Here is a 12,639-nt window from a genome sequence, read left to right on the forward strand (position 1 = left end):
CGCGACCCCTACGCCCGGCTCGCCCGCGGCTGCCGTCCGCGCGGCTGCCGGGCGCCCGCGCGGCGCGTGCGCGGACGGCGGGTGCGGTACGTCATCGGGGACGAGCCCGGCCAGGTGAACGGCATGCGATGGCGCCGGCGCGCACGCGCCGCCGCCACCGGTGGGCTCCGCCCCGTTCGCTGAGGGCGCGGCCCGGTCCGGCACCGCGGACCACCGCCCCACGGCCCTCCGCCGTCGCGGCGGACGGTGGTGCGCACCCCGGTGGACCACCGGTGGGCCCGGCGCGGCGCGTGCGTGATCCCCGTCCGACCCGTGACCGTCATCCGACCTGTAGACCGGGGCAGTCCGTGCCCCTGCGAGGTGTCCGCATGCCCAGTGAGTTCTTCATTCCCGACCCGGAGGGCCGGGTGCCCGGTGCCGAGGGGTACTTCGGCGCGTTCGGCGGAAAGTTCATCCCGGAGGCGCTGGTCGCCGCCGTGGACGAGGTCGCCGCCGAGTACGACAAGGCGAAGTCCGACCCGGAGTTCGCCCGGGAACTGGACGACCTGCTCGTCCACTACACCGGCCGCCCCAGCTCCCTCACCGAGGTGCCCCGCTTCGCCGAGCACGCGGGCGGCGCCCGGGTGTTCCTGAAGCGGGAGGACCTCAACCACACCGGGTCCCACAAGATCAACAACGTGCTGGGCCAGGCGCTGCTCACCCGGCGCATGGGCAAGACGCGCGTCATCGCCGAGACCGGCGCGGGCCAGCACGGCGTCGCCACGGCCACCGCGTGCGCGCTGTTCGGCCTCGAATGCACCATCTACATGGGCGAGATCGACACCGAGCGCCAGGCCCTGAACGTGGCCCGGATGCGGATGCTCGGCGCCGAGGTCGTCGCCGTGAAGTCCGGCAGCCGCACCCTCAAGGACGCCATCAACGAGGCGTTCCGCGACTGGGTCGCCAACGTCGACCGCACCCACTACCTGTTCGGCACGGTCGCGGGCCCGCACCCCTTCCCGGCCATGGTCCGCGACTTCCACCGCGTCATCGGCGTCGAGGCCCGCCGCCAGCTCCTGGAACGCGCGGGACGTCTCCCCGACGCGGCCGTGGCCTGCGTCGGCGGCGGCTCCAACGCCATCGGTCTCTTCCACGCCTTCATCCCGGACGCGGACGTCCGCCTCATCGGCTGCGAGCCCGCCGGGCACGGCATCGAGAGCGGCGAGCACGCGGCGACCCTGACGGCGGGCGAGCCCGGCATCCTGCACGGCTCCCGCTCGTACGTCCTCCAGGACGACGAGGGCCAGATCACCGAGCCCTACTCGATCTCGGCCGGACTGGACTACCCGGGCATCGGTCCCGAGCACGCCCACCTCAAGGACAGCGGCCGCGCCGAGTACCGCGCCGTCACCGACGACGCGGCCATGCAGGCGCTGCGCCTGCTCTCCCGCACCGAGGGCATCATCCCGGCCATCGAGAGCGCCCACGCGCTCGCCGGGGCCCTGGAGGTCGGCCGGGAACTCGGCCCGGACGGGCTGATCGTCGTCAACCTCTCCGGCCGCGGGGACAAGGACATGGACACGGCCGCCCGCTACTTCGGCCTGTACGACACCCGGGCGGACGCCGTCGTCGAGGCGGACGCCGACGCCGGACCCGCCGAGATCGAAGGGGACGCCGAATGAGCGGCAACGTCGAACTGCTGAACGACACCCTCGCCGGTGCGAAGGCGGAAGGGAGGTCCGCCCTCATCGCGTACCTCCCGGCCGGCTTCCCGACCGTCGACGGCGGGATCGCGGCCGTCAAGGCCGTCTTCGAGGGCGGCGCGGACGTCGTCGAGGTGGGGCTGCCGCACAGCGACCCCGTCCTCGACGGCCCGGTCATCCAGACCGCCGACGACATCGCCCTGCGCGGCGGCGTCCGGATCGCCGACGTGATGCGCACGGTCCGCGAGGCGTACGAGGCCACCGGCAAGCCCGTCCTCGTGATGACCTACTGGAACCCGATCGACCGCTACGGCGTCGAGCGCTTCACCGCCGAACTCGCCGAGGCGGGCGGCGCCGGGTGCATCCTGCCCGACCTCCCCGTGCAGGAGTCGGCGCTGTGGCGGGAGCACGCCGGGAAGCACGGCCTCGCGACCGTCTTCGTCGTCGCCCCCAGCAGCAGGGACGCCCGGCTCGCCGAGATCACCGCGGCGGGTTCCGGCTTCGTGTACGCGGCCTCGCTGATGGGCGTCACCGGCACCCGCGAGTCCGTGGGCGACCAGGCGCAGGACCTCGTCCGGCGCACCAGGGCCACCACCGACCTCCCGGTCTGCGTCGGCCTCGGCGTCTCCGACGCCGCACAGGCGCGCGAGGTGGCGGGCTTCGCCGACGGCGTCATCGTCGGCTCGGCCTTCGTGAAGCTGATGCTGGACGCCCCCGACGGGGCCGCGGGCCTGGACGCCGTACGCGCCCTCGCCGCCGACCTCGCGAAGGGCGTGCGCGGTACGGGATGACGGACGGCCCGCTCACTCGAACGGGTGGACCTGGGGCCGGGGAGGCGCGGTGCGCCTCCCCGGTTCGTTCTGCGGGATGTGAGCGAGAAGAACCGTGAGGGAAAGCGCACCGCCCGCGAGCGGCTGGCGGAAGAGCGAGACAGGCAGAGGTCGGCGGACAAGCGGCGCCGGGCGCTGGTCGTGGGCGGGGCGGTCACCGGCGTGCTGGCCCTGGCCGCGGTGATCGGCGTCCTGGCCGCGAACGCGGGCGACGGCGAGGGGGACACCGCGGGCCCGCTGACGGCCCCCTCGGGGGCCGGCGGCGAGGACAGCCTCGCCATCCCCGTCGGCGAGGAGAGCGCGAAGTCGACGCTCACCGTCTGGGAGGACTTCCGCTGCCCGGCCTGCAAGGGCTTCGAGGACGGCTACCGCTCGGTGATCCACGAGCTGACGGCCGCCGGACAGCTGAGGACCGAGTACCACCTGGCGACCCTGATCGACGGGAACATGGGAGGCAGCGGCTCCCTGCACGCCGCCAACGCCGCGGCGTGCGCCCAGGACGCCGGGAAGTTCCCCGCCTACCACGACGTGCTGTTCCAGAACCAGCCCGCCGAGACGGACGACGCGTACGCGAGGAACAGCAGGCTGATCGAGCTGGCCGGCAAGGTCGGCGGGCTCGCCACCGGCACCTTCGAGAAGTGCGTCGAGGACGGTACGCACAACAGCTGGGTCGCCAAGTCCCACAAGGCGTTCCAGGGCGGCGGCTTCAGCGGCACGCCGACGGTCCTGCTGAACGGGAAGAACATCTACGAGGACCGGACGATGACCCCGGCCAAGCTGAAGCAGCTGGTGCGGCGGGCCGCCGAGGCGTGACCGGGGACCGACCGGTCCCGTCGGTGGAAAGGGGGTGTCACGGGGGCCGCCCGTGGCACCGCGGCGGCCCCGCCGGTCCCACCGGTCTCGTTATGGACCCGTAGCCGGAGCGGGTTGCCGTACGTGCGCCCCGGCAGGGTAGCGTCGTGTCCGCCATGGAACTTGCCTATATCCCCAGCCCCTCGCGCGGAGTGCTGCACCTCGGCCCCATTCCGCTGCGCGGCTACGCGTTCTGCATCATCATCGGCGTCTTCGTGGCCGTCTGGCTCGGCAACAGGCGGTGGATCGCGCGCGGCGGCCGACCGGGCACCGTGGCGGACATCGCCGTGTGGGCCGTGCCGTTCGGCCTCGTCGGCGGGCGGCTGTACCACGTCGTCACCGACTACCAGCTGTACTTCAGCGAGGGCCAGGACTGGGTCGACGCCTTCAAGATCTGGGAGGGCGGCCTCGGTATCTGGGGGGCCATCGCGGTGGGTGCGGTCGGCGCCTGGATCGGCTGCCGCCGCCGTGGCATCCCGCTGCCGGCCTGGGCCGACGCCCTCGCCCCCGGCATCGTCCTCGCGCAGGCCATCGGCCGCTGGGGCAACTGGTTCAACCAGGAGCTGTACGGGCGCGAGACCGACCTGCCCTGGGCGCTGCACATCACGTCCGTGACGGACGGCCGTGAGCCGGGCTACTACCACCCGACGTTCCTGTACGAGTCGCTGTGGTGCGTCGGTGTCGCGGTCCTCGTCATCTGGGCCGACCGCCGCTTCAGGCTCGGTCACGGGCGGGCCTTCGCGCTGTACGTCGCGGCGTACTGCGTGGGCCGCTTCTGGATCGAGTACATGCGTGTCGACGAGGCGCACGAGTTCCTCGGCCTGCGTCTGAACAACTGGACCGCGATCGTGGTCTTCCTGCTCGCCGTGGTCTACATCGTGCTGTCGGCGCGGCGCAGGCCGGGCCGCGAGGAGGTCGTCGAACCGGCCGCCCCGGACGGGGACGCCGGCTCCGACCCCGACTCCGCCTCCGCCTCCGCCGAGGAGAAGAAGGAGACCGGGAAGGAAGACGCGGCCAAGGACGAGGCAGTGGCCAAGGACGAGGCAGAAGCCAAGGACGAGGCCGGGTCGGCCAAGAAGTCCTGATCCGCACGCAGGTGAAAGGGGGCGCCCCGAGAATTCGGGGCGCCCCCTTTCACCTGCCCACCACCCCCCGCGTGCGGCGGGCCAGCGCCAGTGTGCGGTGGGCCCCCGCCACCACCGCCGGATCGACGAAGCGGCCGTCGGGCAGGGCCTGGGCACCGGGGCGGGCGGCCGCCGCCCCGACGACCGACTCGGCCCTCTCGATCTCCTCCGGGGTCGGCAGGTAGGCGGCCTCGATCACGGGGAGCTGACGGGGGTGGATCGCCGCGCGCCCGACGAACCCCAGGGCGCGGCCGCGGGCGCAGGACGCGGCCAGCCCGGCCAGGTCGCACACGTCGGGGTGCACGGACTGGGACGGCGGGGCGAGGCCGGCGGCCCGGGACGCCGGGACCACCCGGGAGCGCGGCCAGTCCAGGCCCGTGTCGTCGCGCACGCCGAGGTCGGCACGGAGGTCGGCCTCGCCGAGCGCGATGCCGCGCAGGGCGGGGTGGGCCGTGGCGATGGCGTAGGCGTGCTCGACGGCCAGGGCCGACTCCAGGAGGGCGTACAGGGGCAGGCCCGGAGCGCCGGCCGCCGTGCGGCGGACCCGGGCGGGGGAGGAGACCTTCGGCAGGCGCAGCCCCGAGAGGGCCGGGAGCCCGGCGAGGACGCGGAGGTCGGCCGCGGACTCCGGGGTGCCCGGGGCGTTGACGCGGACGTGGACCGGGACCGGGGGCCGTTCGGAGAGGAGGTCCGCGGTGGCGGCACGGGCGTACCCCTTGCGGTCGGGGGCGACCGCGTCCTCCAGGTCGACGACGACCACGTCGGCACCGGCGGCCAGGGCCTTCGCCATCGTCCCGGGGCGGTCGCCCGGGACGTACAGCCAGGTGAGGGGGAGGACAGGTGCCAGGTCGACGGGACCCGCGGTCCCGGTGACGTCGGTGGCCCGCGGCGTCACAGGGCGCCCTCCGCCCGGAGCTTGGCGATGTCGCCGTCCGTCAGGCCGAGTTCGGTGAGGACCGCGTCCGTGTCGGCGCCGTGCGGCCGGCCGGCCCAGCGGATCGCGCCGGGGGTGTCGGTGAGGCGGAAGAGGACGTTCTGCATGCGCAGCGGGCCCAGTTCGGGGTCCTCCACGGTGGTGATCGTGCCGAGGGCCGCGTACTGCGGGTCCGTCATGACGTCGCGCACGTCCTGGACGGGGGCCACCGCCGCCTCCGCCTTCTCGAAGGCGTCGACGACGTCGGCGCGGGAGTGACGGGCGATCCAGGTGCCGACGGCCTCGTCGAGGACGTCGGTGTGGCGGGCCCGGTCCGCGCCCGTGGCGAACCACGGTTCGGTGACCAGGTCGGGGCGGCCCACCAGGCGCATCACGCGTTCGGCGACCGACTGGGCGGACGTGGAGACGGCGACCCAGGACCCGTCGGCGGTGCGGTAGGTGTTGCGCGGCGCGTTGTTCCGGGAGCGGTTCCCGGTGCGGGGCTGTACATGGCCCAGCTGGTCGTACCAGAGCGGCTGCGGGCCGAGGACCGTGAGGATCGGCTCGATGATCGCCATGTCCACGACCTGCCCGCGGCCCGTGCGGTCGCGGGCCGCCAGCGCCGTCATCACCGCGTACGCCGTGGCCAGGCCCGCGATGGAGTCGGCGAGGCCGAAGGGCGGCAGGGTCGGCGGGGCGTCCGCCTCGCCGGTCATCGCGGCGAACCCGCTCATCGCCTCGGCGAGCGTGCCGAACCCGGGGCGGCGGGCGTACGGGCCGAACTGGCCGAAGCCGGTGACGCGGGCGAGGACGAGCCGGGGGTTCACGGCCGACAGCTCCGCCCAGCCGAGGTCCCACTTCTCCAGCGTCCCGGGCCGGAAGTTCTCGACGACCACGTCGGCGGAGGCGGCGAGGCGCAGCAGGGTGTCGCGGCCGCCGTGCGTGGCGAGGTCCAGGGTCATGGTGCGCTTGTTGCGGCCGAGGAGTTTCCACCAGAGGCCGATGCCGTCCTTCGACGGGCCGTGGCCGCGGGAGGGGTCGGGCCGGCGGGGGTGCTCGACCTTGACGACCTCCGCGCCGAAGTCGCCGAGCATCGTGGCGGCGAGCGGACCGGCGAAGAGGGTCGCGAGGTCGAGGACGCGCAGACCGTCGAGGGGACGGGGCGTGGTCGCGGTGGCGGGGGTCATGGGTGCGGGGCCTCCGGGTGGCTCGGGCGCGCTGCCCGCGCGGTGTCCGTCGGGGCGGGCGGCCGGGCCGCCAGCCGGGCTGTCAGCTGGGCGAGGGTGTCGAAGCCGATGCCGTCGAAGTCGCCGACGGAGGTGGCCAGGCGGTTCTTGAGGGGGGCCGTCCAGCGGGCCGGCAGCGCCTGCGGGCCGCCCGCGAGCAGGCCCGCGATCGAGCCGGCCGTCGCGCCGTTCGAGTCGGTGTCCCAGCCGCCCGACACCGCGCGGCAGACGGAGGCCGAGAAGTCCCCGTCGGCGTGGGTGAGGGCGGCGGCGAGCAGCGCCGTGTTGGGGACGGCGTGCACCCAGTGGTACGAGGCGTGGGTGGCGTGCAGCTCGTCCACGACCCGGTCGAAGTCGTGGTGGACGCGGGCCAGCCGCACGGCGTGGCGGACGGCGCGGGCCAGGCGGGAGCCGGGGGGCACCACGGTGAGCCCCGTACGCAGACAGGTGTGGACGTCGCTCGCGCCGGTGGCCGCCTCGGCGATGGCGGCCGCCGCGAACATCGCCGCGTGGACGCCGTTGGCGGTGTGGGTGAGGACGGCGTCGCGGTGGGCCTGTTCCGCGGCGGCGCCGGGGGCGCCGGGGTTGGTCCAGCCGTGCACGTCCGCGCGGATCAGGGCGCCGATCCACTCGCGGAACGGGTTGCGCCGGCGGGCCGTGTGCGGGGGTTCGACGCCGTCGAGGAGGTTGCGGTAGGCGACGCGCTCCGCGGTGAACGTACGGCCCGCGGGGAGTTCGTCCAGCCAGAGGCGGGCCACGTCCGCGGTGCTGAAGCGCCTGCCGTGGCGTTGCAGCAGCAACAGGTTCAGCAGCGGGTAGTCGAGGTCGTCGTCCTCCGGCATGCCGTCGATGTTCTCGGCGAGGGAGGTGGCGGCGGAGCGGCGGTTCCAGGGGAACTCGGCCTTCAGCGCGGGGGGCAGGCCCCGTTCCGTGAACCAGGTGGTGAGGGGCCAGTTGCCGGTGGCGCGGGCGAGCCGGCGGATACCGGTCAGGGGGAGCTTCTCCACCGGTTTGCCGAGGAGGCAGCCCGCTGCCCTGCCCAGCCAGGCCGCCTCCAGGCGGGGGCGGGAGACGGTGGGGGCCGGGCCCCCGGCCGGGGCGGGCCAGCCGGGGCACCGGGCCTTGATCGCGGGCAGGGAGGTCGGCTCGTCGTCGGCGAGCGCGCTGGGGAGGTCGGCCAGTTCGTCCAGGAGGTCCCGGGCCAGGGAGCGCAGGTAGGGGGAGACCGGGGCGGGGGACGCGCCCGCGCGCGGGGGAGCGGGCGGGCCGCCCGCCGCCCGCCAGCGGGCCTCGACGGCCGACGGTTCGCGGCCGTCCTGCCGGGCCTGGCGCAGTTCGTGGCCGAGCAGGTCCTCGGGCTGGACCCAGGTCAGGCGCAGGGAGGTCATGACAGCTCCGCGTACGCCGTCTCGTGGGCGCGGCGGCGGGCGACGTCGCGGGCGAAGATCTCACGGGCCACCTCCGTGAGGGTCCGCGCGGGGGCCCGCAGGTCCAGGCGGCTGGCCTCCGCGACCGTCTTGGCCCAGCCGGCCGGGATCTCCGAGCCCAGGGCGCCCGCGAGGGCACCGGCCATCGTGGCGGTGGAGTCGCAGTCGCGGCCGTAGTTCACCGCGCCCAGTACCGCGTGCCGGTGGTCGCCGCGGGCGATCAGCAGCATGCCGAGGGCCACCGGGAGTTCTTCGACGGAGTGGATGCGCGAGGGGCGGCGGGCGCCCAGGGACGGGTTGCGGTAGTCCGCGCCGACCGTGTCGTAGGGGGCGATCGCCTCCCGCAGCGGGCGCAGCGCCGACTCGAAGTCCGTGTACCGGGCGGCCGTGTCGCAGACCGTCTCGATCGCGGCCCGTGTGCCGTCCTTCGCCACGGCGAGGCAGGCCCCGACCACCGAGTCGGGGGTGGCGCCGGGGGCGCAGGCCGCCGCCACGCCCGCCGCGAAGACACCGGCCGCCTCACGTCCGTACGACGACTGGTGGGCACCCGCGACGTCCAGGGCCTCGGCGTACGCGCCCGCCGGGTTCGCCGCGTTGACCAGGCCGACCGGGGCCATGTACATGGCGGCACCGCAGTTGACGATGTTGCCGGTGCCGGCCTCGCGGGGGTCCACGTGACCGTAGTGGAGCCGGGCCACCAGCCACTTCTCGGCGAGGAAGATCCGCTGGAGGGGCAGGGCCTCCGCCTCCAGTTCCGGGATCCAGCGGGGCGTCGTCATCAGGTCCGGCACCAGGTGCCCGGCGACGGCGTGGGCGTCGAGGTGGTCGCGGACCGTCGCGTACACCCGTACCAGCGCGTGGGTCATCAGGGTGTCGTCGGTGACGTGTCCGTCGCCCTTGTGGTACGGGGCGAGGGGGCGTGCCGTGCGCCATTCGTCGCCGTGCCAGGGGCCGACGACACCGTGGACGCGTCCGCCGTGCCGCTCGACGATCTGGTCGGGGGACCAGCCCTCCACCGGGCCGCCGAGCGCGTCGCCGACGGCGGCCCCGACGAGGGCTCCCGCGATGCGTTCGTCGAGGGTGCCCGTTCCTTCGCTTTTGTTCACCATGTCCGGATCATCCCTCCGGAAGGGGTCGTTCCGTGGTTTCCAGGGCCTCCAGCAGCCCGGCGAGTCCGACGAGGTCCGTGCCGGTCAGCCGCGGCAGCGTGCAGCCCGGCAGGGTGCGGCAGGCGGCCCGCCAGGCGGCGGGCACGGCCGCGCCGCCGCCGAGGGCGCCGGTCAGCGCGCCGGCGAGGGCCGGGGCCGAGTCCGCGACCCGGGACAGACAGGCGGCCGCGGGGACCGCCTCGGCGATACGGCCCCGTGCGGCGACGGCGAGTGCGAGCGCGACCGGGACGGTCTCGGCGGCGGCGATGCCGTAGCTGTACACGTGGTCGACGATCTGGTGCTCCAGGAGGGGGACGAGCCCGAACGCGCCGTCCCCCCGTGCCACGCAGTCGTCCGCGAGCGCGAGGGCGTGGCAGGCGTTGCGGCCGATCTCCGTGGCCTCGGGGAGCTCGTCGAGGGCCGCCGCCGCGCAGGCGTCCGCGTCCGCGCCGGCCAGCGCGAGCGCGAGCGCCGCGGCCATCGCGCGGGCGCCGTGCACACCGTCGCCGTCCTGGGTGTAGCGGGCGTCGAACTCGGCGAGCTCCGCCGCGCGGCGGGCGTCCCCCGGATGGGCGACGGCCAGGACACAGGCCCGTACGCAGGCCGCGTCGTCGAAGTAGTGCGGGTTGTCGTGGCCGCAGGCGGGCGGGCGCAGGCCGTTGGCGAGGTTGCCGAGGCCGGCCCGTACCGAGATGCGGGCGCGCAGGGGCAGGACCGCCGACTCGACCTCGGGGGCGCGGTCCGCGGCGGCGGCGACCTCGGCGGCGATCGTGTTCCAGGACAGGTCGACGGCCGCACGCAGGCGGCGGTCGCGGCCGGGGCCGCCGGGCACGGCCGCGACCGCGGCACACAGGACCGCCTCCGCCGCGAACACCGCCCACTCGGCGTCGTCCGAGGGGCCGAGCCTGAGGGGTTCGGAGGGCTGGTTCAGGGCGATGGGGACGGGGAGGGTGGTGGTCGCGTTCTGTTCCGCGAAGGTGTCGAGTTCGCGGGTCAGGCGCCTGGTCCACTCCGGCATGCGGGCCGCCCGGTGCCGTGCGGCCGGCCAGCCCGCGGCGTCGCCCGCGGCCAGGCCCAGCAGGAGGCCCTCGATGCGGCGCGGGGTGCCGGGACGGCGGGCGGCGCGCGGGTGCGCCGCGGTGTGCCGCGCCCCCGCGGCGGGGCCGTGCGGATCCTGGCCCCGCGTGTCGTGGTCCCTCGTCCCGGGGCCGTGCGTGTCACGGTCCCGCGTCCCGGAAGGCGGTGCCGCCCGGTGTGCCGTGTGCGGGTCCGCGGGGAGCGGGCGGACGGCTCCCCGCGCCCCTTCCGGGGCCCCTCGCCCGGGCCCGTCGAGCAGCTCGGGGGTCATCGGGCGCCCTCGTCCGGGACCAGCAGGTCCGCCACGTCCAGGATGTGGTGGCCCCGCATGGAGGGGAGGCAGGTTCCCCGCGCGGGGCCGATGGCCGACGACCAGGCGGGCGGGATGGCGGCGGCGCCCTTCGTCGCACCCGCCAGGGCGCCCGCCACCGCTGCCGTGGTGTCGGCGTCGCGGCCCATGTTGACGGCCGTGAGGACCGCCCCCTCGAAGTCGCCGCCGGCCGCCGCGTACGCGCCGAAGGCCAGGGCCACCGCCTCGGGGGCCAGGTCCGTCCAGGGGTAGCCGCCGACGACGACCGCGGAGCGCACCGCGCGTTCGCCGCGGTGCGCGCAGTCCACGGCCCGGCGCAGGGAGCGGGCCGTCCAGGAGTCGCCGGGGACGACGGCCAGCGCGGCGGCGACGACCGCCTCCGTGGGGGCGCCGGTCATCGCCGCGGCGACACCGGCCGCGACGGCCTGCCCGCCGTAGATGCCCTCGCCGTCGTGGCTCACCGAACCGTCGATCGCCACCAGCCGCGCCGCCTCCGCGGGACGGCCCGCCGCGAAGACGCCGAAGGGGGCCGCCCGCATGGCCAGACCGTCGCTCCAGGCGTGCCGGTGCTGGGCGGAGATGGGGGCGGCGAGTCCCCGGCGCAGGTTCTCCAGCGTGCCGCGCTCGCTGAAGCCCGCGCCCCGGAACGGCCCCTCGTCCCGGTCCGCGATCCACCGGTGCCAGGCGGCCTCCACCCGCGCCACCGTGAGCGCCGAGCCGTGCCGGGCGAGCAGCAGCCCCGAGAAGATCGCGTACTCCGTGTCGTCCGTGCCGGCCGGGTGCTCGGCCACGTACCCGGTGATGCGGCCCCAGCGCGCGCGGATCCCGGACGGCTTCATGTTCTCGGCCGGCGCCCCCAGCGCGTCCCCCACGGCCAGTCCCAGCAGCGCGCCGCGCGCGCGTTCGCGCAGGGCGGTGGCCTCCCCGGGGGCGGGTACCGGCGGAACGCAGGCGGTAGGAGCCATGGCGGTGCCTCTCCGTCGCGGGGTCCCGGGCGATCGGGAGCCCTTTGCGCATGTGTCCCCACGGAGTGATCCGGCGGAGCCCCGCGGGCCCCGGCGTCACCCGGACGACCTCCGCGCACGGGGCGCCGCGGGCGGGCGGAGAGGGGCATCGCCGCAGGTAAGTACGGCCTTCCTTGCTGGCGGGAGCGGAATGACCGGCGTACTTTAGACGTTGTCCAAAAATGGAAGCACTCGGCCGAGTGCTTCGGTCGAGCATCACGGGAGATCCCGCATGGCCCTCATCGAGACCGAGGCGGCGCTGCACGAGGCGCACCGCGACAACCACACCCACCGGGACGTGAACGGCGGCTGGCTGCGCCCCGCCGTCTTCGGCGCGATGGACGGCCTCGTCTCCAACCTGGCACTGATGACCGGTGTGGCGGGCGGGGCCGTCTCGCACCGGACCGTCGTCATCACCGGACTCGCGGGCCTGGCCGCCGGTGCCTTCTCCATGGCCGCCGGCGAGTACACCTCCGTCGCCTCCCAGCGTGAACTGGTCGAGGCCGAACTCGACGTGGAGCGACGGGAGTTGAGGAAGCACCCGAAGGACGAGGAGCGCGAGCTCGCCCTGCTGTACGAGGCCCGCGGCGTCGACGGCGACCTCGCCGGCGAGGTCGCCCGGCAGCTGTCCCGGGACCCGGAGCAGGCACTGGAGATCCACGCGCGCGAGGAGCTGGGGATCGACCCCGGCGACCTGCCCTCGCCGGGCCTCGCCGCCGTGTCGAGCTTCGGCGCGTTCGCCCTGGGCGCCCTGCTCCCCGTCCTGCCGTACCTGCTGGGCGCCACCACCCTCTGGCCCGCCGTGCTCCTCGCGCTCCTCGGCCTCTTCGCCTGCGGCGCGGTGGTGGCCAGGGTGACCGCGAGGTCCTGGTGGTTCAGCGGCCTGCGGCAGCTCGCGCTGGGCGGAGCCGCCGCCGGTGTGACCTACGCCCTGGGCAGCCTGTTCGGGACGGCCGTGGGATGACGCGCACCGCCCGGCCGGGCGCCCCCGCGGGGGGCCGGGCAAGCAGCTGTTACCCGGCGGTTTCGATTTGATGACCACGGGG

General features: G+C 75.4%; 12 protein-coding genes. 6 read left to right on the forward strand and 6 right to left on the reverse strand.

What is annotated here, in order from left to right; genetic code table 11:
* The 5 genes from trpM to lgt all read left to right on the forward strand — a co-directional run.
* Positions 1-183 (forward strand): tryptophan biosynthesis modulator TrpM (gene trpM / locus KM933_RS26545; RefSeq protein WP_221356446.1); only part of this gene is annotated, 183 nt, incomplete at its 5' end.
* Between the two features lie 185 nt (positions 184-368).
* Positions 369-1,661 carry a tryptophan synthase subunit beta gene (gene trpB, locus KM933_RS26550; RefSeq protein WP_221356448.1) on the forward strand — a complete coding sequence of 431 codons (1,293 nt, stop codon included), beginning with the start codon at positions 369-371 and terminating at the stop codon, positions 1,659-1,661.
* Entirely contained in the window at positions 1,658-2,473 is an 816-nt protein-coding gene (trpA, locus tag KM933_RS26555) for a tryptophan synthase subunit alpha (RefSeq protein ID WP_221356450.1), read from the forward strand. The genes trpB and trpA overlap by 4 nt, the downstream gene beginning before the upstream one ends.
* Before the next feature lie 78 nt (positions 2,474-2,551).
* A complete protein-coding gene (locus KM933_RS26560; RefSeq protein WP_221356452.1) occupies positions 2,552-3,325 on the forward strand; it encodes a DsbA family protein in 774 nt (257 codons plus the stop codon).
* Positions 3,326-3,480: 155 nt separating this feature from the next.
* A complete protein-coding gene (gene lgt / locus KM933_RS26565) occupies positions 3,481-4,449 on the forward strand; it encodes a prolipoprotein diacylglyceryl transferase (protein WP_221356454.1) in 969 nt (322 codons plus the stop codon).
* A 49-nt stretch (positions 4,450-4,498) separates the two neighbouring features.
* Here the strand turns inward: lgt and KM933_RS26570 are convergent, their stop codons facing one another.
* The 6 genes from KM933_RS26570 to KM933_RS26595 are packed head-to-tail and all read right to left on the reverse strand — an operon-like array spanning position 4,499 to position 11,554.
* Complete coding sequence (locus KM933_RS26570; protein ID WP_260334198.1) at positions 4,499-5,335, reverse strand: HpcH/HpaI aldolase/citrate lyase family protein; 837 nt, start codon at positions 5,333-5,335, stop codon at positions 4,499-4,501.
* 44 nt (positions 5,336-5,379) lie between these two features.
* Positions 5,380-6,588 (reverse strand): CaiB/BaiF CoA transferase family protein, encoded by a 1,209-nt coding sequence (locus KM933_RS26575; protein WP_221356456.1) that lies wholly within the window; start codon positions 6,586-6,588, stop codon positions 5,380-5,382.
* Positions 6,585-8,015 (reverse strand): ADP-ribosylglycohydrolase family protein, encoded by a 1,431-nt coding sequence (locus KM933_RS26580; RefSeq protein ID WP_221356457.1) that lies wholly within the window; start codon positions 8,013-8,015, stop codon positions 6,585-6,587. The genes KM933_RS26575 and KM933_RS26580 overlap by 4 nt, the downstream gene beginning before the upstream one ends.
* Positions 8,012-9,163, reverse strand: a complete 1,152-nt coding sequence (locus KM933_RS26585; protein WP_221356460.1) for an ADP-ribosylglycohydrolase family protein — start codon at positions 9,161-9,163, stop codon at positions 8,012-8,014. The genes KM933_RS26580 and KM933_RS26585 overlap by 4 nt, the downstream gene beginning before the upstream one ends.
* Before the next feature lie 7 nt (positions 9,164-9,170).
* Positions 9,171-10,550, reverse strand: coding sequence for an ADP-ribosylglycohydrolase family protein (locus tag KM933_RS26590; RefSeq protein ID WP_260334194.1), 1,380 nt, complete (start codon positions 10,548-10,550; stop codon positions 9,171-9,173).
* Positions 10,547-11,554: an ADP-ribosylglycohydrolase family protein gene (locus tag KM933_RS26595; RefSeq protein WP_221356462.1), complete on the reverse strand. Its 1,008-nt coding sequence runs from the start codon at positions 11,552-11,554 to the stop codon at positions 10,547-10,549. The genes KM933_RS26590 and KM933_RS26595 overlap by 4 nt, the downstream gene beginning before the upstream one ends.
* A 271-nt stretch (positions 11,555-11,825) precedes the next feature.
* Between KM933_RS26595 and KM933_RS26600 the strand changes: the two genes are divergently transcribed.
* A complete protein-coding gene (locus KM933_RS26600; protein WP_221356464.1) occupies positions 11,826-12,557 on the forward strand; it encodes a VIT1/CCC1 transporter family protein in 732 nt (243 codons plus the stop codon).
* The last annotated feature ends 82 nt before the right edge of the window (positions 12,558-12,639 follow it).

Source organism: Streptomyces beigongshangae, from assembly GCF_019710745.1.
GTDB lineage: Bacteria > Actinomycetota > Actinomycetes > Streptomycetales > Streptomycetaceae > Streptomyces > Streptomyces beigongshangae.

Excerpts from the sequence above, each read along its gene's own strand:
- trpB (WP_221356448.1), top strand. The coding sequence starts at position 369 with ATGCCCAGTGAGTTCTTCATTCCCGACCCGGAGGGCCGGGTGCCCGGT.
- trpA (WP_221356450.1), top strand. The coding sequence starts at position 1,658 with ATGAGCGGCAACGTCGAACTGCTGAACGACACCCTCGCCGGTGCGAAG.
- lgt (WP_221356454.1), top strand. The coding sequence starts at position 3,481 with ATGGAACTTGCCTATATCCCCAGCCCCTCGCGCGGAGTGCTGCACCTC.
- KM933_RS26575 (WP_221356456.1), bottom strand. The coding sequence starts at position 6,588 with ATGACCCCCGCCACCGCGACCACGCCCCGTCCCCTCGACGGTCTGCGC.
- KM933_RS26580 (WP_221356457.1), bottom strand. The coding sequence starts at position 8,015 with ATGACCTCCCTGCGCCTGACCTGGGTCCAGCCCGAGGACCTGCTCGGC.
- KM933_RS26585 (WP_221356460.1), bottom strand. The coding sequence starts at position 9,163 with ATGGTGAACAAAAGCGAAGGAACGGGCACCCTCGACGAACGCATCGCG.
- KM933_RS26590 (WP_260334194.1), bottom strand. The coding sequence starts at position 10,550 with ATGACCCCCGAGCTGCTCGACGGGCCCGGGCGAGGGGCCCCGGAAGGG.
- KM933_RS26595 (WP_221356462.1), bottom strand. The coding sequence starts at position 11,554 with ATGGCTCCTACCGCCTGCGTTCCGCCGGTACCCGCCCCCGGGGAGGCC.
- KM933_RS26600 (WP_221356464.1), top strand. The coding sequence starts at position 11,826 with ATGGCCCTCATCGAGACCGAGGCGGCGCTGCACGAGGCGCACCGCGAC.